The sequence below is a fragment of the Salinimicrobium sediminis genome, from assembly GCF_900215295.1.
GTDB classification, from domain to species: domain Bacteria; phylum Bacteroidota; class Bacteroidia; order Flavobacteriales; family Flavobacteriaceae; genus Salinimicrobium; species Salinimicrobium sediminis.
On the sequence record NZ_OCMF01000002.1, the window covers coordinates 598416 to 615020 of the forward strand.

Here is a 16605-nt window from a genome sequence, read left to right on the forward strand (position 1 = left end):
GAGGAGTTAACACTGTAATGAAGCCTTCAAAATTACATTTGTTTTCCCGTTAATTGGACCCTCCAGCACACTTGAGAAATATAAGATTACATACCCCCCGCCATGCTTTTTCAGCACTGTTTTTTCTGTGCCTGATGTTTTTATTTACCGGCTGCGGCGAATCTAATGAACAAACTGATTCAGCTTACCTGGCAGGAGAAATAGTTAATCCCACTTCAGATCAAATAATTATCAAACGCAACGGCAGAGTTTTGGATACGATCCTACTGAATGAGAATAACAGGTTTACCTATAAAATCGACAGTGTTGAAAATGGTCTTTATCTCATTGAACACAGGCCCGAAACCCAGAATATCTATATTTCACCCGGTGATAGCCTTCTCCTTAGAGCCAATACCCTTGCTTTTGACGAATCCCTTCATTTTAGCGGAAAAGGTTTTGCAAAAAATAATCTCATGGCCGAAATGTTTCTGCAGGATGAAAGTACCGCACATCTCCTTCTGAACTTTTACAGGTACACTCCCCAAAGGTTTGGGGAAATTGCCGATTCCATTAGAACAGAACGAGAAAGGCTTCTGGAAAAGAGTAACAAAGACCAGGAATTTTCTGAAGAATTTATTAACCTCTCTAAAGACATTATTGCCTACGAGAACCGGGATCTTCGGGAACGCTATACCTATCTCGTGAATAAATACTACAAGAAATACGGCAGACAAATCCCACCCGATTTTCACGACTACAGGGAAAATATAGATTTCAATAACAAGGAATTGCAATGCAGCCCCGGCTATAAAAGATTCCTGCAAAATTACCTCATCAATTATTCTCTCGCCTGGTGCGCCAACAGCGGCCTGGATGAAAAGGACTGCTATGATCTCACTAACGTTGATAATGTCAATGCAAGATTAAGAAAGGCAGGTGAACTTATACAGCTGCCGGCACTCAGGGAATTCATTCTAAAGAAAATAGCTGTAAGAGGAATAGTGATGGCAGATAGCAGGGAGGATATTATTTCCATCCTAAAAGTGCTGCAGGAGCAAAAATTTTCCGAAGAAGACCTGGAGGAAATGAAAAAACTTGGCACTATACAACTGGCTTTTTTACCGGGAATCTCTCTTGACGCGGTTTCTTTGGTGAATATGGAAGGGGAGCTTGTAAATTTTGGGGATGTCATTGACCGCCCAACAGTAGTATTTCTTTGGTCAAATTATACCGAAGGGCATGTAGAGGAACATAAACGCATAAAACAGCTGCGCAAAAAATATCCTGCGATAGATTTTATGGGAATTAATCTTGATGTTGGAGAAGAGCCGGCCTGGAGGGTTGCAGTAAGAAAGAATAACTACAATCCAAATTATGAGTATCAGCTGGGTCCAACCAGAATAGAAAAAGAATTCTTTAGCTATTATATGGATAAGCTTTTATTTCTAAATTCTGCAGGAGAAGTGGTCAAAGGAGATGCTGTTCTTACTTCTCCCGGATTTGAAACTCACCTCCTGGAATTACTTAACCGCTAACCTGTTCATTAAAAAATACTAAAGACCCACGACTCTTTATTGGATAAAAAAAGAGCCTCTTTCTAAAGAAAAAGGCCCTTTTTTTATTGTGGATAGTTGAGGATTTAATTTCCTTTTTTGTGATCTGCAAGGAATTTCTCCAGACCAATATCGGTCAGCGGATGATTCAATAATCCCGTGATGGAAGAAAGAGGTCCGGTCATGACATCGGCTCCAATTTTTGCACAGTCAATAACGTGCATGGTATGGCGCACGGAAGCCGCAAGGATCTGAGTTTCGAATCCGTAGTTATCATAGATCTGGCGAATCTCCATAATAAGGTTCAATCCATCTGTAGAAATATCATCAAGTCTTCCAATAAAAGGAGAAACATAAGTAGCACCTGCTTTTGCTGCAAGTAAAGCCTGCCCTGCCGAAAATACCAGAGTACAATTCGTTTTAATGCCTTTATCGCTAAAATATTTTATTGCTTTGATACCTTCTTTGATCATGGGAACCTTCACAATGATCTGCTTGTGAAGAGCAGCAAGTTCTTCCCCTTCCTTTACAATCCCGTCAAAATCTGTGGCAATCACCTCTGCACTTACGTCTCCTGTAGTGATCTCACAAATCTTCTTGTAATGTTCAATAATATTTTCTCTTCCGGTGATGCCTTCCTTGGCCATGAGCGAAGGATTGGTAGTTACTCCGTCCAGCACCCCAAGGTCCTGGGCTTCCTTGATCTGGTCAAGATTTGCAGTATCAATAAAAAATTTCATAGTGTGTTGTTATATGTGATTAATTCCCTCTGAAAAAGGTCATTTTTCAGACTTTTGCAAAACTACAACTTATAATGTTTTAAGAGTAATCTCTCATAAACTTTATCGGGCAGGATCCTTTTCAAGGCTATTGAAAATTTTTGAAGCGGCTCCCCTACCTTATAATGGGTTTTAGGATCTTTATCTGTAATGATCTTCCAAATTGCTTCGGCCATCATTCGGGGATCCTTACCTTCATCTACATGTTGGTTCATAAGCTTAAGAGTATTTCCATACTGTTGCTCATAAGGAGAACCTTTTACTATTGGCGCATGGTACCTGCCGGCGGCAATATTTGTCGCAAAATCCCCCGGTGCTACATTGGTCATTTTAATATTAAATTGCCTTAGCTCCATTCGAAAAGCTTCGGTAGTTAATTCAAGAGCTCCTTTAGATGCCGAATAGATTCCGCGGTAAGGAAGCCCCATATACCCGGCAATGGAGGTAATATTAATGATGAGTCCGCCCTTGTTTTTCCGCATTTCTGGAAGCACAGCTTTGATCACATTGATGGGCCCAAAATAGTTCGTATCAAAAGCTTTTTTGATCTCTTCATCGGGCGTTTCTTCAATTGGACCTGTGATGCCTACTCCGGCATTATTGACCAATACATCGATCTTTCCTGCGGAAGCAATTACTTCAGCAACCGCATTTTTTATGGTTTCAGGTTTTGTGACATCAAGGGCCACCAAGGGAAATGCAGATTGCCTGCCGGAAGGATTTCTGCTGGTTCCAAATACAATATAATTTTTTGACTGAAGGAATTCGGCTATGGCTTTTCCAATTCCTGAAGATGCCCCGGTAACCAGGACCACTTTTGAAGCTGATTTTGTCATGCTGCAAAGATGCAACAAATCTGACTTATAGAAACAAAAAATGGCAAGCGACCCACATCACACCGCTACGACCACTTACCCTTGCTGCGTTCCCGCCCTGGGGGATTCAGCAGGAGCTGGTTGTGTGGGACTTGCCGGGGCAAATATACAACCTTTCGTACTTTTTGCAAGTATTTTCTAATCCTAATTAATTAAATTAGCTCATTAAAAATTAGCGTGAACAATGAAGATTTATAACCTCCTCTTTTTTATAAGTTTAAGCCTTTTCCTTTTTTCCTGCGGAAGTGATTCTGAAGAAGCCGACTCCGGTTATTCCCTGGAAATTGCAGAAAATAAAAAGGAATTTCAGCTGGGAGAGACGATACAGGCACAGGTAAAAGGGGAAAAAGACTCGGTAGTTTATTACCTGGGAGAACAGCGTCTTCAAAAAATTACCGGCAATGGATCCTTAAACTATACCTTCACTAATGAGAAGCTTGGAAAATGGGATTTTACAGCCAAAATATTCAGAGGTGGAAACAAGGTTGAAAAGAAAGAAGAGATTAGCCTTTTTAATGACACTGCCCCTGTTGCTTATACCTACGAGATCATTAACTCTTATCCACATGCCAAAGATGCCTATACTCAGGGACTGGAATTCTACAATGGTGTTCTTTATGAAAGTACAGGACAATATGGGAACTCTTCCCTTCGCAAAGTGGAGCTGCAAACCGGGGAGGTGCTTCAAAAGATCGATATTCCTTCCAATTATTTTGCCGAAGGGATTACCATTTTAAATGATAAGATCTACCAGCTAACGTGGAAAGAAGGAGTGGGCTTTATATATGATGTGGATACTTTTGAGAAAACAGGGGAATTTGGGTACAACCAAAGCAAAGAAGGTTGGGGATTGACCAATGACGGTAATTTGGTCTATAAAAGCGACGGGACAGAAAAGATATGGTTCCTTAATGCCGAAACTCTCGCAGAAGAAGGTTTTCTTCAAACGGTAACGCACAGGACCATTTCCACCAAGTTAAATGAATTGGAATGGGTGGAAGGAAAGATCTACGCAAATACTTATCAAAAAGACGGGGTTGCCATTATTAATCCTCAAAATGGAGCTATCGAAGGAGTAATAGATTTCTCGGGCTTAAGAGAAAAATTAGGTAACCAGGAAGATCTGGATCCGGTTAATGATGTCCTCAATGGGATCGCCTATAATAAAGATACCAAACAACTCTACGTCACCGGGAAAGACTGGGATACCTTGTTTGAAGTAAAAATCGTAAAAAAGTAACATGGTAGAACCCGCAGAAATTTACACCCACCATCGCACGGTCATGGAAGAGGACCTGGATGACCTAAAGCATGTAAACAATGTGATCTATGTACAATGGATACAGGACATCGCAAAAGAACACTGGGAGGTAAGAGCAACAGAAAAGTTGAAGAAAAACTTCATTTGGGTAGTAATTCGTCACGAGATAGATTACAAAAAACAGGCCTTTCTTAATGATGATATTCTCATAGAAACTTATGTTGGAGAGACGACTTTTGTCACTTCAGAAAGATTTGTGAACATCAAAAATGCTGAAACCGGTGAGATCCTGGTTGCAGCCAAGTCCATGTGGTGTTTGCTGGATGCCGATTCTAAGCGCCCAACTAAAATTACCGATGACCTGAGACAGGTTTTTCATAAACAATGAAATTTGCAACCGGTTTCGTGATCATGCTAATGCTGGTGCTCTGGAGCTCCTGTCAAAATGATTTCGAAGTTGAAGAATTTGACGGTAACCTGGAGTTTTCAAGGGATACGGTCTTTCTCGATACTGTCTTTAGCAATCTTAGCACCTCTACCTATTCCTTAAAAGTATACAACCGGTCCCGGGAGGATATTTTTATTCCTGAAATTTCTCTCGAAAAAGGGGAAAGTTCCATGTACAGGCTTAACGTTGATGGTATCCCCGGAAAAACTTTTGACAACATTGAGATCCTCGCCCGGGACAGCCTTTACATATTTATTGAAACCACCGTAACTCCCGAAGCTGAAGCTCCTGCCGAATTTTTATATCTCGATAAAATTCTGTTTAAATCCAATGCACACCTACAGGAGATCCCTCTGGTTACTTTAATTAAGGATGCAGTTCTTTTATATCCCTCAAGAGATTCGGATGGATTTCCGGAACAAATACCGGTGGGCCTGGATGAAAATGGAGAGCACAAAACTGTTCCAGGTTTTTTTCTGAAAGATGAGCAATTAAGGCTGACTTCTGAAAAACCCTATGTGATTTACGGGTATGCGGCCGTACCCTCAGGTAAAATTTTAAAAGTCGATGCCGGCGCCAGGCTGTATTTCCATTCAGACAGCGGGATCATAGTTTCTGAAGATGCTTCTCTTCATGTGGAAGGAGCACCTAGTAAAGATTCCCTGAAATTAGAAAATGAAGTGATCTTTCAGGGGGACCGACTTGAAGGTTTGTATAAAAATCTGGCAGGGCAATGGGGAGGAATATGGCTAAATAAAGGCAGTAAGGATCACATTTTAGAACATGCCACTATTCGCAACTCCGGTATTGGGATCCTCGTTGAAAGCAGCGAAGAAAATAAAACCGAGCTTCAGCTAAAAAACGTGCAGATCTATAATTCAGCTATTTCCGGGATCCTTGCTGAAAATGCACAGATCACTGCCGAAAATCTGGTGATGAACAACAGCGGTGGAACTACCCTGCACCTCCGGGGAGGCAAATACAATTTTATCCATGCCACCATCACAAATTACTGGCAGCAGAGCTTCAGGCAATCTCCTGCCGTCTATCTGGAAAATAATTCAGGAGCAGGCCCAACCCCTCTGGAAGCTAATTTCTATAATTCGATCATTTTTGGTAATGAAAAGCGGGAGCTACTTTTTAATCCAGAGACATCAGCAGCATTCGATGTTTACTTTTCTCACACCCTCCTAAAATTTGCCGTTGGGGAGGAAACCGGGCTGTATGATTTCAGCAATAAAGAGCTCTATGATAATATATGGATCAATGAAGAACCTATTTTTGCAGATTCCAGGGCAAATGACCTGAGGCTGCAAAAGAATTCAGCAGCAATTGACAGAGGTGATCCTGAAACTGCAAACCGGGTACCCCTGGACATATTAAGAACCACCCGCACTCCCCTCCCCGACCTGGGAGCCTATGAATTCATAGATGTTGAAGAATAAAAAAAGCTGCCAAAAATCCCATTTTTGAGACTTGAGGCAGCTTTTACATTAGATTCAAGACCGCTAGCGCTGTTAGAATCAAGAATCAAGACTTTACTTATTCATTTACATCTGGAAAAGGGGTCTACCTTTCATAAGTTCTAACACTTCTTCTCCAATTTCTTCAAGTTTATTTTCATCCTGGTGGTTCATGATCACCTGATCGATAAGGTCAACAATAGTTTTCATATCGTCCTCCTTAAGTCCGCGGGTGGTTACGGCAGGAGTTCCAATGCGGATTCCGGAGGTAACAAAAGGCGATTTATCATCGAACGGTACCATGTTCTTGTTTACCGTAATATCTGCTTTCCCCAAAGCTTCTTCGGCTTCTTTCCCAGAAATATTCTTGTTGCGCAGATCGATCAACATCATATGATTATCTGTTCCGCCGGAGATCACGTGGTAATCCTTTTTCATAAAAGCAGCGGCCATAGCTTTTGCATTCTTCTTCACCTGAACCATGTAATGAAGGAACTCATCGGTGAGCGCCTCGCCAAAGGCCACTGCCTTGGCTGCAATGATATGTTCCAAAGGACCACCCTGGTTCCCCGGGAAAACTCCGCTGTTAAGAAGGGCAGACATTTTCTTCGGGCTACCATTCTTAAGTGTTTCTCCAAATGGATTGTCAAAATCCTTACCCATCATTATAATTCCGCCGCGTGGTCCGCGTAGAGTTTTATGGGTGGTTGAAGAAACTACATGACAATGTGGAATAGGATCGCTTAAAAGACCTTTGGCAATTAATCCCGCAGGATGTGCGATATCTGCAAACAGGATAGCTCCCACACTATCCGCAATTTCGCGGAAACGTTTGTAATCAATCTCTCTCGAATAGGCCGATGCACCCGCAATGATCATTTTTGGCTTTTCTTTTTCAGCTATTCTTTGAACCTCATCATAATCAATAAGTCCGGTTTCTTTATCTACTCCGTAAAATACCGGCTGGTACAGTTTTCCGGAGAAATTTACAGGCGAACCATGCGTTAAGTGACCGCCGTGGGAAAGATCGAACCCAAGAAATTTGTCACCGGGTTTCATGCAGGCATGAAAAACCGCAGTATTTGCCTGAGAACCGGAATGTGGTTGCACATTTGCATATTCGGCATTAAAGAGTTCTTTAAGTCTTTCAATCGCAAGGTTTTCTACTTCATCTACCACCTCGCAGCCTCCATAATATCTTTTGCCGGGATAACCTTCAGCATATTTGTTGGTAAGCACAGAACCTGCTGCCTCCAGCACCTGTTCACTTACAAAATTTTCACTTGCAATTAACTCTAAACCATTAAGTTGTCGTTCCTTTTCTGCTTTTATTAGATCAAATAATTCGTTATCCCTTTGCATAGACATTTTTTTCGTTAAATAATACTCAAAAATAGCAAAAACATTCGGTCCTTAGTTAGAAAATAATATATTTGGTTCGAATTGATTTTAACAAAATACCAACATTTATTATGTCCATTTCAGCTAACGACCCTACCCGTAAAACCTGGCTGCAAGTACCCGAAAATTCAGATTTTCCTATTCAAAATATTCCCTTTGGCGTCTTCTTGACCAGAGACGACATTATTACCATTGGAACCCGAATTGGCGATACCGCAATAGACCTGGGTGCCCTGCATCAATTAGGCTATTTTGAAGGTATTCCCCTTACCGATGATATTTTCCTGCAGGATACGCTCAACGATTTTATTTCTGACGGAAAAAAAACCTGGCGACTGGTAAGAAACAGAATTGCCGAAGTTTTTGATGCTAATAATGATAAATTACGTGACAATGAAGAACACCGGCAGGTAGTTCTTTTTGGTCTCGATGAGATCGAAATGCAGTTACCGGTACAGGTTGGCGATTATACCGACTTCTATTCCAGTAAAGAACATGCAACCAATGTGGGAACTATGTTCCGTGATCCTGAAAATGCCCTATTACCGAACTGGCTTCACATTCCCGTAGGTTACCACGGAAGAAGCTCTTCAATAATCCCAAGCGGCATTCCTATTCACCGGCCTCAGGGACAAACAAAACCCAAAGATGCTGACGAACCAGTTTTCGGACCTTCTCAAAGAGTGGATTTTGAACTGGAAATGGCCTTTATTACCACAGATGCGAATCACCTGGGAGAACCCATTCCTATAGACGAGGCCGAAGATTACATTTTTGGACTGGTACTGTTCAACGACTGGAGTGCCCGGGATATCCAAACCTGGGAATATGTGCCTCTTGGGCCATTCCTTGCGAAGAACTTTGCATCTTCTATTTCTCCCTGGATCGTAACTCTTGATGCTCTTGAACCTTTTAGAGTTGAAAGCCCAAAGCCCGAAAAGAAATTGCTGCCTTACCTGCAATCTACCGGGAAAAAAAGCTTCGATATTAACCTGGAAGTATTCATACAGCCGGAGAATGGCGAAGAAACAAGGGTATCAAAATCAAATTTCAAATATATGTATTGGAATATGAGTCAGCAGCTGGCTCACCATACCGTGAATGGATGTCCTGTAATTTCGGGAGATATGATGGGATCCGGGACTATTTCGGGGCCTACCCCCGACTCTTATGGATCAATGCTTGAACTGTCCTGGAAAGGTGAGAAGCCTGTAAAACTTAAGGATGGCAGCGAGCGCAAATTCATTGAAGACAACGATACCGTAATCATGCGTGGTTACTGTCAAAATGGATACCGAATTGGATTCGGGGAAGTAAGCACCAAACTATTACCCGTTTTTGAACCAAAGAAGAAATAAATTTCTTCAAAATTAAAAATAAAAAGAGCCGCAATTTGCGGCTCTTAATTTTTGAGGATACAGCAGATTACAATCTATCCTTTCTACTGTTTCTGTCTTCTCTGTTGCGTTCCCGCTCCATATCTCTTTCTCTTTCAGAATCCTCTTCTCTTTGCTTTTCACGGTCGCTACCGGCAGCTTGTTGAGATGGGTTTCTTCTTTCTTCTTCCTGTTGATGACGTCTTTGTTCTTCTTGACGGTCTTGCCTGTTACGGTCTTCTCTTCTTTCTTCCATAATACAATTTTTTGGTTAATAATTTAAATTTCAGTTTTCAATATACCCACATTAAAAACTTCCAAAAAACTGATTATAAATCTTTTAACTGGATTTTATCGTTTAACATAAATTCCTGTTCCTACTTAACCTGCGTCCTTACATCCTGAAGATCTATTCCCTGATGGGAGGCGTGATGCACCACCTGACGATCCTTCAATATGATCATTTGTGGACTTTCATGTCTCACCTTAAAACGCTCTGCAACTTCGTTGGAAATATTTCTATTTGCGATAAGGTCCAGCATATACAGCTTCACTTTCTTATCCTTTGGGAGGTCGTAACTTCGTTCAAAATTATTAAGTACCATCCGGCTGATTCCGCACCGGGTAGAATGTTTGAAGACCACCACCGGCATCTTTTCCGATTCTTCTTCGATCTCTTCCAGCTGCTTGCTTTCAGTCAAAGCGTGCCAGGGCACTTCCTCGATTTCCTTTTTTACAATGTCTCTTTCGCTTTTAAAAACTTTATCAAATAATCCCATTTTTCACGGCTTTAGTTAAATCATCAATTCACTTTGTAAAATAACAATTTATAATGAGTTCTCAGAAATTTAGGCCGAAGTTTAGTATCTTTATAAGAGACAAAAAGTCACCCAAAAACAATGATTACCAGCCATTTTGTCTGCTCCTCCCAGCTGGTACATGCTTTGCTAATTCTGAAGAAAAACAACAACTATGAATCTCAACAATTTTACTATTAAAAGCCAGGAGGCAATTCAACAGGCCCAGCAGCTGGCTCAGGAATTGGGACATCAGCAAATCGAGAACGAACATATATTTAAAGCTATCACTTTAGTAGATGAGAATGTAACCCCATTCCTTCTGAAAAAACTCAATATCAATGTGGGGCTTTTTCAGCAAATACTTGACAATACTTTAAAAAGCTTTCCGAAGGTAAGCGGCGGAGATATTATGCTTTCGAGAGAAGCGTCCCGCACCATCAATGATGCTTCGACAGTAGCTAAGAAAATGGAAGATGAATTTGTCTCTGTAGAACACCTCATCTTAGCCATTTTTGGATCCTCCAGTAAAGTAGCGCAGATCCTGAAAGATCAGGGAGCTACCGAAAAGGGTTTAAAGGCCGCTATACAGGAACTTCGGAAAGGTGAAAAAGTTACCTCACAAAGTGCCGAAGAAACCTATAACTCCCTGAATAAATACGCCAATCATCTCAACAAGCTTGCAGAGGAAGGTAAGCTGGACCCGGTGATTGGAAGGGACGAAGAAATAAGAAGAGTGCTACAGATTCTTTCCAGGAGAACAAAGAACAACCCGATGCTGGTGGGAGAACCCGGGGTAGGTAAAACAGCGATTGCTGAAGGTTTGGCCCACAGGATCATTGCAGGAGATATTCCGGAAAATCTTAAGGATAAGCAGATCTATTCCCTCGACATGGGGGCTTTGATAGCCGGGGCAAAATATAAAGGAGAATTTGAAGAGCGGCTGAAGGCAGTGATCAAGGAGGTAACTTCCAGCGAAGGAAATATTGTATTGTTCATCGACGAGATCCACACCCTGGTGGGTGCCGGGGGCGGTCAGGGCGCCATGGATGCGGCAAACATCCTTAAACCGGCTTTGGCCCGTGGGGAACTTAGAGCCATTGGGGCAACTACTTTGGATGAATACCAGAAGTATTTTGAAAAGGATAAAGCCCTGGAACGCCGTTTTCAAAAAGTCATGGTAGATGAACCCGATACCGAAAGTGCGATCTCTATTCTTCGTGGGATCAAGGAAAAATATGAAACTCACCATAAGGTGAGGATCAAAGATGAGGCGATCATTGCTGCCGTAGAATTATCCCAGCGTTACATCACCAACAGGTTCCTGCCAGACAAGGCTATTGACCTTATGGATGAAGCTGCTTCAAGACTGCGAATGGAGATCAATTCCAAACCCGAGGAACTTGATGTGCTGGATCGTAAGATCATGCAGCTGGAGATCGAAATGGAGGCCATTAAACGTGAAAATGACGAAAATAAATTAAAGACTTTGCGTGCAGATCTTGCCAACTTTAAAGATGAGCGTAACGAGTTGCATGCACAGTGGAAAAATGAAAAAGATGTAGTCGATAATATACAGACGGCTAAATCAAAGATCGAAGAATTTAAACTTGAGGCCGAACGAGCCGAGCGGGAAGGTAATTACGGAAAAGTTGCCGAGTTACGCTACGGAAAAATCAAGGAAGAACAGGAAAGACTTACCGAACTTCAAAAGCAGCTGGAGGAAAATCAAAAAGGTAAATCCATGATCAAGGAAGAGGTCACCAATGAAGATATCGCCGAAGTAGTCGCAAAATGGACCGGAATTCCCGTAACCAAAATGCTGCAGAGCGAACGAGAAAAGCTGCTAAAATTAGAGGATGAATTGCACCGCAGGGTTGTGGGGCAGGAAGAAGCAATTCAGGCTGTGAGTGATGCCGTTCGCCGTAGTCGTGCAGGACTGCAGGATCAAAAGAAACCTATAGGTTCCTTCCTCTTCCTGGGTACAACAGGGGTTGGTAAGACAGAACTTGCCAAAGCACTTGCAGATTACCTGTTCGATGACGAAAGCGCAATGACCAGGATAGATATGAGTGAGTACCAGGAGCGACATGCAGTAAGCAGGCTTGTAGGTGCACCTCCGGGATATATTGGCTACGATGAAGGCGGGCAGTTAACTGAAGCTGTGCGTAGGAAACCGTATTCTGTGGTTCTGCTTGATGAGATAGAGAAAGCCCATCCGGACACTTTCAATATTCTTTTACAGGTGTTGGATGAAGGAAGGCTAACAGACAACAAAGGTCGTCTTGCAGACTTTAAGAATACCATCATTATCATGACTTCAAATATTGGCTCTCACATCATTCAGGAGAAATTTGAAACCATTAAGGATATAGACGCTGCGATGGAAAGCGCCAAGACAGAGGTTCTGGCTTTGTTAAAGCAGAGTGTGCGGCCCGAGTTTATCAACAGGATCGATGATATTGTGATGTTTACCCCACTTACCAAAAAAGACATTAAAGCCATCGTGGGGTTACAACTTAAGAGCGTTACTAAGATGCTGGCAAAACAGGGTATCACCCTGGATGCTACCGAAGAGGCGATCTCAGATCTGGCAAAAAAAGGATTTGATCCCCAATATGGCGCAAGACCGGTAAAACGTACCATTCAAAAAGAGGTACTTAATAAGTTGTCAAAAGAGATCTTAAGTGGAAGAGTACATACAGACAGTATAATTCTGCTGGATGCTTTTGATGAGGAACTGGTCTTTAGAAACCAGGAAGAAATAGCAGAAAGCTAAACCTGAATGAAAAACGGCCCCGTAAAAACAGGGGCCGTTTTTTATTTGACTACTTCAGGGCTTACCATCTGTCGATCTCGCGCTTCAGTTCTTCTTTGTCGCGGCCGGTCTTTTCCTGAAGGCGTCCTAATAACTCATCAAATTTACCCTCAGTGTAAGTTACATCATCATCGGTGAGATCACCATATTTTTGTTTAAATTCACCTTTGATCTGTTTCCATTTTCCTTCTAATTGGTCATTATTCATAACTATCTGTTTTTAATGAATAAGAAAATTAGTTATTATAAGTAGATGCTCTCCCTAAAATAATCATATTTTCCTCCCAAGATTTTGTTATTTTTAGCGGCATGAAGAAGAGCCTTTTAATCATTTTTATTGCCGTATTTACAGTAGGATGTAAAAGTACCAGGGTGGGACGCACCGCAAACGTTGAGGTACAGTTTTTACATGATTATAATCTCCCCGAGGATCTTGAAGTTAAAGGGACAAGCGTAGGGGGACTTTCAGGAATAGATCATCACGAGGGGAAATATTACCTGGTGAGCGATCAGCCTTCCAATCCCAGGATCTATGTTGCCAAACTTTCTATTGCTGAAGAAAAAATAGATACCATTGCTATTAATGATGTAATCCTTCTTGAAAAAGACAGTGGTGCTCTTAAAGATAAACATCTTGATCTGGAAAGTATTTTATTCGATGCTAAATCCGGTGAGTTTCTGCTTACCAGCGAGGGCAACATTAAAAACGGAAAAGATCCAATGGTCTTTAAAGTTTCTGAAGAGGGAAAATATGTCGAGTCTTTTGCAGTGCCCGAAAATCTGTTAGCCGAAAGTATTAAAAAGCCCCGTAACAATGGCACTTTTGAAGGTCTTGCTGCTTCTTATGACGGTAAAGGGGTCTGGGTGGCTATGGAGCTTCCGCTGGAGACAGACGGGCCTAAGGCAAAACTTTATCCAACCAAATCTCCGGTAAGGATCACCTATTTTGATAAGACAACCGGAAAGGCTACCAAACAATTCCCGTACAGGCTTGAGCGCATAGCAAAGGTTCCCTGGCTATATTTCGCGGTAAACGGGGTAACGGACCTTTTAGAATACGCTCCGGACAAGTTCCTGGTCCTTGAACGCGGCTTTGTTGCCGGGCATGGACAGAACGGGAATACGGTCCGAATCTTTGATGTGGATGCCAGCCTGGCCACTAACACTTTAGACATCAATAACCTCCGGGTATCCTTTAATAACCCTGCAAAAAAAACATTGCTTTACGACTTTAAATGGGCAAAGGATTATTTGAGTCAGGAGATCATTGATAATATTGAAGGAATTACTTTTGGACCTGTGCTGCCCAATGGAAATAAAAGTCTAATTTTAATTTCAGATAACAACTTCAACTCTATGGGCAAGCAGCTTAACCAGGTGATCCTTATGGAGTATACTTCTAAAAACTAAAATTATGAATCCATTTTTGATCTTACTTTTTTCGTTTTTATCTTTCGGTTCCCCGAACGATAAAATTGGGCAGCCTGTGCAGGAAAATTCTACTACTTATTTCTTTATTCGACACGCCGAAAAAGATGACAGCGATCCACAGAACAAGGATCCCAAACTTTCGGCTGTGGGAGAGCAAAGAGCAGAGAAATGGGTGGAATATTTCGAGGATGTGCAATTTGACATCATCCTTTCTACCAATTACGATAGAACCCGCACAACAGCTTCTAAGATCGCAGCTTCTCAGGGAAAAGAAGTGGAGTTCTACGATCCAAGAAATTTAAATGATGCCGCTTTTCAGAAAAAAACTAAAGGAAAAACTGTTCTCGTGGTAGGACATAGTAACACAAACCCCGCTTTCGTAAACAAAATTTTAGGAGAAGAGAAATATCAGGCTCTTGATGAAAACGAATATGGAAGCGTGTTTATGGTAACAGTTTCTCCCGAAGGCGAAAAGACTTCAGAGGTGCAGTTTATCAACTAAGGCTTCAAAAATGGCATTTTTGACACCTCTTATCTAAGGCATGTTCAAATGGATCAAGGCAGGGCTGGCTTCAGCTTTATCTTTCCTGTTCTGTTATTATACAGGTAAGTTTTTAGGTACTACAGGCTTTGTTTTTGCATGGGTGCTCAATTTTGTGCTAATGACCTGGTATACCTATATAGATGCTACTTTCAACTGGAAATATGAATCCGCTTATTTTGACTCCCTGAAATTTGAAAAAGAAGGAGCTGTTTATAAATATCTTGGGGTAAATTTTTACCGAAAACTTCTTGTTTGGACTGGATGGGAAAAATTGAGAATAAAGGAGAATAAAATGAGGTATAGCAGAAGCTCTTTAGAACATGCCGAATTTAAATCCCGAAGTTCAGAAGCAGGTCACACCGTGATCTTCATGATCGTATGCTTTGTCACTTTCATAGTGGCAGATTCCCTTAAGGAAGCGCGATGGTTAATAATCCTGAATCTCCTGCTTAACGCTTATCCCGTCTTTGTGCAGCGTTATAACAGGCCCAGGTATAGAAGACTGCTGCACAAGATGCCGGCTGAAGCAGTGTAACTATTAAAAACTATTCTTTTATTTCTACTTTCAGATCTTCGTTTTTGATATCAGAGACCTTTGTTAATTGACCTTTTTGGAACATTTCGTCCAGATCTTCCAGCTGCACCGAAAGATCATCGGTTTTATAATTTTCATAATCAACAAAGCGAATGCCTTTCACCACTCTTGGATTCACAGCTTTTCTGAACCTGATGCCTCCATCATTTACAAAAAATCTGTAAGCCAGGAAATCAATGGTTAGATCCTCCTTGTTGACCCAATACATGTATTCATCTTCATGATCCTTTCCGCCGCCTTCTTCCTTAAAAGTGACCCTTATTTCCTGATAAGCTTTATTGTTGATAGTATCCTCTCCTACTAACTCCTTTATCACCGCGGGATCATTTAAACCATAAGGTAGCTGGACAAAATAATGCACTGCGTTCACACTTTCAGCATACACTCCGGCAAGTGAGTCTGAAATTTTCACTTTTTCATCCTGGTGATATCTGGTAAAACCTTCGTTATTGAGCACATCATAATAGGTGGTGCCGGTAGAATCGGTGATATTTCGGGTATATTCGTATTTTCCGTCCTCCCTGTTGCTGGTGTATCTGGTTTTTCGGAAAGTGAATTCAATGTCTGCCTTGGCGTATTTTTCTCCACCCGCTTTTTCGATCACCTTATCGATGATTTGTTCAGCCTCAGATCTTTCTTCGGAAGAATTGCAGGAGGCAAGGATCAAAAAGAAAAGGAAAAATAAATATTTGTTCATAATAGGATTTTGGAGGCTGTAAAATTACTGAAATCGGTTCAAAATAAAGAATCGGATGCCCGAAGCTTTTAAGAATTCCCTAAAGGCAGTGGATTTTCACTAAAGCTTGTTACTTTTGTGATTATGAAGAATGACATTAACATCAAAAACCGGAAGGCGAAGTTCGAGTATGAGATCCTCGACAAATATACCGCGGGAATTAAATTGGCGGGTACCGAGATCAAAGCCATAAGAGAAGGTAAAGCGTCAATTGCCGAAAGTTTTTGTGAATTCTCCAACAATGAATTGTTCGTGGTCAATATGACGGTTCAGGAATATTCTCATGCCACCTATTTTAACCACGACCCAAAGCACGCCCGTAAGTTGCTCCTTAACCGCAAGGAACTTAAAAAACTTGAGAAGGAAGTAAAGAATTCCGGACTCACCATTGTTCCGCTACGCCTCTTCATCAACGACCGCGGACTGGCAAAGCTACAGATCGCTCTTGCCAAGGGTAAAAAACTTTATGACAAACGCGAGGTAATTAAGGAAAGAGACAGCAAACGCAAGCTTGACAGAATTAAAAAAGAATACAAATAGTTTTTG

General features: G+C 41.5%; 17 protein-coding genes and 1 other RNA gene. 10 read left to right on the forward strand and 8 right to left on the reverse strand.

All coding sequences use genetic code 11. The features are described from left to right. Positions 1-134: 134 nt before the first annotated feature. Positions 135-1517 carry a TlpA family protein disulfide reductase gene (locus CRO16_RS10445; protein ID WP_097056318.1) on the forward strand — a complete coding sequence of 461 codons (1383 nt, stop codon included), beginning with the start codon at positions 135-137 and terminating at the stop codon, positions 1515-1517. 104 nt (positions 1518-1621) lie between these two features. Here CRO16_RS10445 and fsa read toward each other — a convergent pair whose 3' ends face one another. The 3 genes from fsa to ffs all read right to left on the reverse strand — a co-directional run bounded on the left by fsa (position 1622) and on the right by ffs (position 3287). Continuing rightward, positions 1622-2275: a fructose-6-phosphate aldolase gene (fsa, locus tag CRO16_RS10450; protein ID WP_097056319.1), complete on the reverse strand. Its 654-nt coding sequence runs from the start codon at positions 2273-2275 to the stop codon at positions 1622-1624. Positions 2276-2337: 62 nt separating this feature from the next. Continuing rightward, positions 2338-3150, reverse strand: a complete 813-nt coding sequence (locus CRO16_RS10455; RefSeq protein ID WP_097056320.1) for an SDR family oxidoreductase — start codon at positions 3148-3150, stop codon at positions 2338-2340. A 38-nt stretch (positions 3151-3188) separates the two neighbouring features. After that, positions 3189-3287, reverse strand: an RNA gene (gene ffs / locus CRO16_RS10460) — signal recognition particle sRNA small type. A gap of 86 nt (positions 3288-3373) precedes the next feature. On the opposite strand from ffs, the gene CRO16_RS10465 reads away from it, so the two are divergent. From CRO16_RS10465 to CRO16_RS10475, 3 genes are read left to right on the forward strand one after another with little or no spacing between them, the layout of a single operon-like run. Beyond that, positions 3374-4429: a glutaminyl-peptide cyclotransferase gene (locus CRO16_RS10465; RefSeq protein ID WP_097056321.1), complete on the forward strand. Its 1056-nt coding sequence runs from the start codon at positions 3374-3376 to the stop codon at positions 4427-4429. Between the two features lies 1 nt (position 4430). Continuing rightward, the gene (locus CRO16_RS10470; protein WP_097056322.1) at positions 4431-4838 is read left to right on the forward strand and encodes an acyl-CoA thioesterase; all 408 of its coding nucleotides are present in this window, start codon (positions 4431-4433) and stop codon (positions 4836-4838) included. After that, the gene (locus CRO16_RS10475; RefSeq protein WP_097056323.1) at positions 4835-6343 is read left to right on the forward strand and encodes a right-handed parallel beta-helix repeat-containing protein; all 1509 of its coding nucleotides are present in this window, start codon (positions 4835-4837) and stop codon (positions 6341-6343) included. Before CRO16_RS10470 ends, CRO16_RS10475 begins: the two co-directional genes overlap by 4 nt. 105 nt (positions 6344-6448) lie before the next feature. Here the strand turns inward: CRO16_RS10475 and CRO16_RS10480 are convergent, their stop codons facing one another. Further along, complete coding sequence (locus CRO16_RS10480) at positions 6449-7723, reverse strand: serine hydroxymethyltransferase (protein WP_097056461.1); 1275 nt, start codon at positions 7721-7723, stop codon at positions 6449-6451. A 110-nt stretch (positions 7724-7833) separates the two neighbouring features. On the opposite strand from CRO16_RS10480, the gene fahA reads away from it, so the two are divergent. Continuing rightward, positions 7834-9120 (forward strand): fumarylacetoacetase, encoded by a 1287-nt coding sequence (gene fahA, locus CRO16_RS10485; RefSeq protein WP_097056324.1) that lies wholly within the window; start codon positions 7834-7836, stop codon positions 9118-9120. A 67-nt stretch (positions 9121-9187) separates the two neighbouring features. Here fahA and CRO16_RS10490 read toward each other — a convergent pair whose 3' ends face one another. After that, positions 9188-9394 carry a hypothetical protein gene (locus tag CRO16_RS10490; protein WP_097056325.1) on the reverse strand — a complete coding sequence of 69 codons (207 nt, stop codon included), beginning with the start codon at positions 9392-9394 and terminating at the stop codon, positions 9188-9190. A 121-nt stretch (positions 9395-9515) separates the two neighbouring features. After that, positions 9516-9917 carry a bacillithiol system redox-active protein YtxJ gene (ytxJ, locus tag CRO16_RS10495; RefSeq protein ID WP_097056326.1) on the reverse strand — a complete coding sequence of 134 codons (402 nt, stop codon included), beginning with the start codon at positions 9915-9917 and terminating at the stop codon, positions 9516-9518. Positions 9918-10110: 193 nt separating this feature from the next. Here ytxJ and clpB point away from each other — a divergent pair, with 193 nt between their 5' ends. Further along, positions 10111-12714: an ATP-dependent chaperone ClpB gene (gene clpB, locus CRO16_RS10500; protein WP_097056327.1), complete on the forward strand. Its 2604-nt coding sequence runs from the start codon at positions 10111-10113 to the stop codon at positions 12712-12714. A gap of 61 nt (positions 12715-12775) precedes the next feature. Here the strand turns inward: clpB and CRO16_RS10505 are convergent, their stop codons facing one another. Next, positions 12776-12961: a CsbD family protein gene (locus CRO16_RS10505; RefSeq protein WP_097056328.1), complete on the reverse strand. Its 186-nt coding sequence runs from the start codon at positions 12959-12961 to the stop codon at positions 12776-12778. A 101-nt stretch (positions 12962-13062) separates the two neighbouring features. On the opposite strand from CRO16_RS10505, the gene CRO16_RS10510 reads away from it, so the two are divergent. Genes CRO16_RS10510 through CRO16_RS10520 form a run of 3 tightly spaced genes read left to right on the forward strand, consistent with a single transcriptional unit; the run spans position 13063 to position 15263 of the window. Further along, positions 13063-14163 carry an esterase-like activity of phytase family protein gene (locus tag CRO16_RS10510; protein ID WP_097056329.1) on the forward strand — a complete coding sequence of 367 codons (1101 nt, stop codon included), beginning with the start codon at positions 13063-13065 and terminating at the stop codon, positions 14161-14163. Between the two features lie 4 nt (positions 14164-14167). Continuing rightward, a complete protein-coding gene (locus CRO16_RS10515; RefSeq protein WP_097056330.1) occupies positions 14168-14686 on the forward strand; it encodes a SixA phosphatase family protein in 519 nt (172 codons plus the stop codon). Positions 14687-14726: 40 nt separating this feature from the next. Next, positions 14727-15263 carry a glycosyl-4,4'-diaponeurosporenoate acyltransferase CrtO family protein gene (locus CRO16_RS10520; protein ID WP_097056331.1) on the forward strand — a complete coding sequence of 179 codons (537 nt, stop codon included), beginning with the start codon at positions 14727-14729 and terminating at the stop codon, positions 15261-15263. A gap of 10 nt (positions 15264-15273) precedes the next feature. Here CRO16_RS10520 and CRO16_RS10525 read toward each other — a convergent pair whose 3' ends face one another. Next, entirely contained in the window at positions 15274-16020 is a 747-nt protein-coding gene (locus tag CRO16_RS10525) for a DUF6503 family protein (RefSeq protein WP_097056332.1), read from the reverse strand. A 123-nt stretch (positions 16021-16143) separates the two neighbouring features. Between CRO16_RS10525 and smpB the strand changes: the two genes are divergently transcribed. Continuing rightward, positions 16144-16599 carry an SsrA-binding protein SmpB gene (gene smpB, locus CRO16_RS10530; protein ID WP_097056333.1) on the forward strand — a complete coding sequence of 152 codons (456 nt, stop codon included), beginning with the start codon at positions 16144-16146 and terminating at the stop codon, positions 16597-16599. Positions 16600-16605 lie beyond the last annotated feature (6 nt).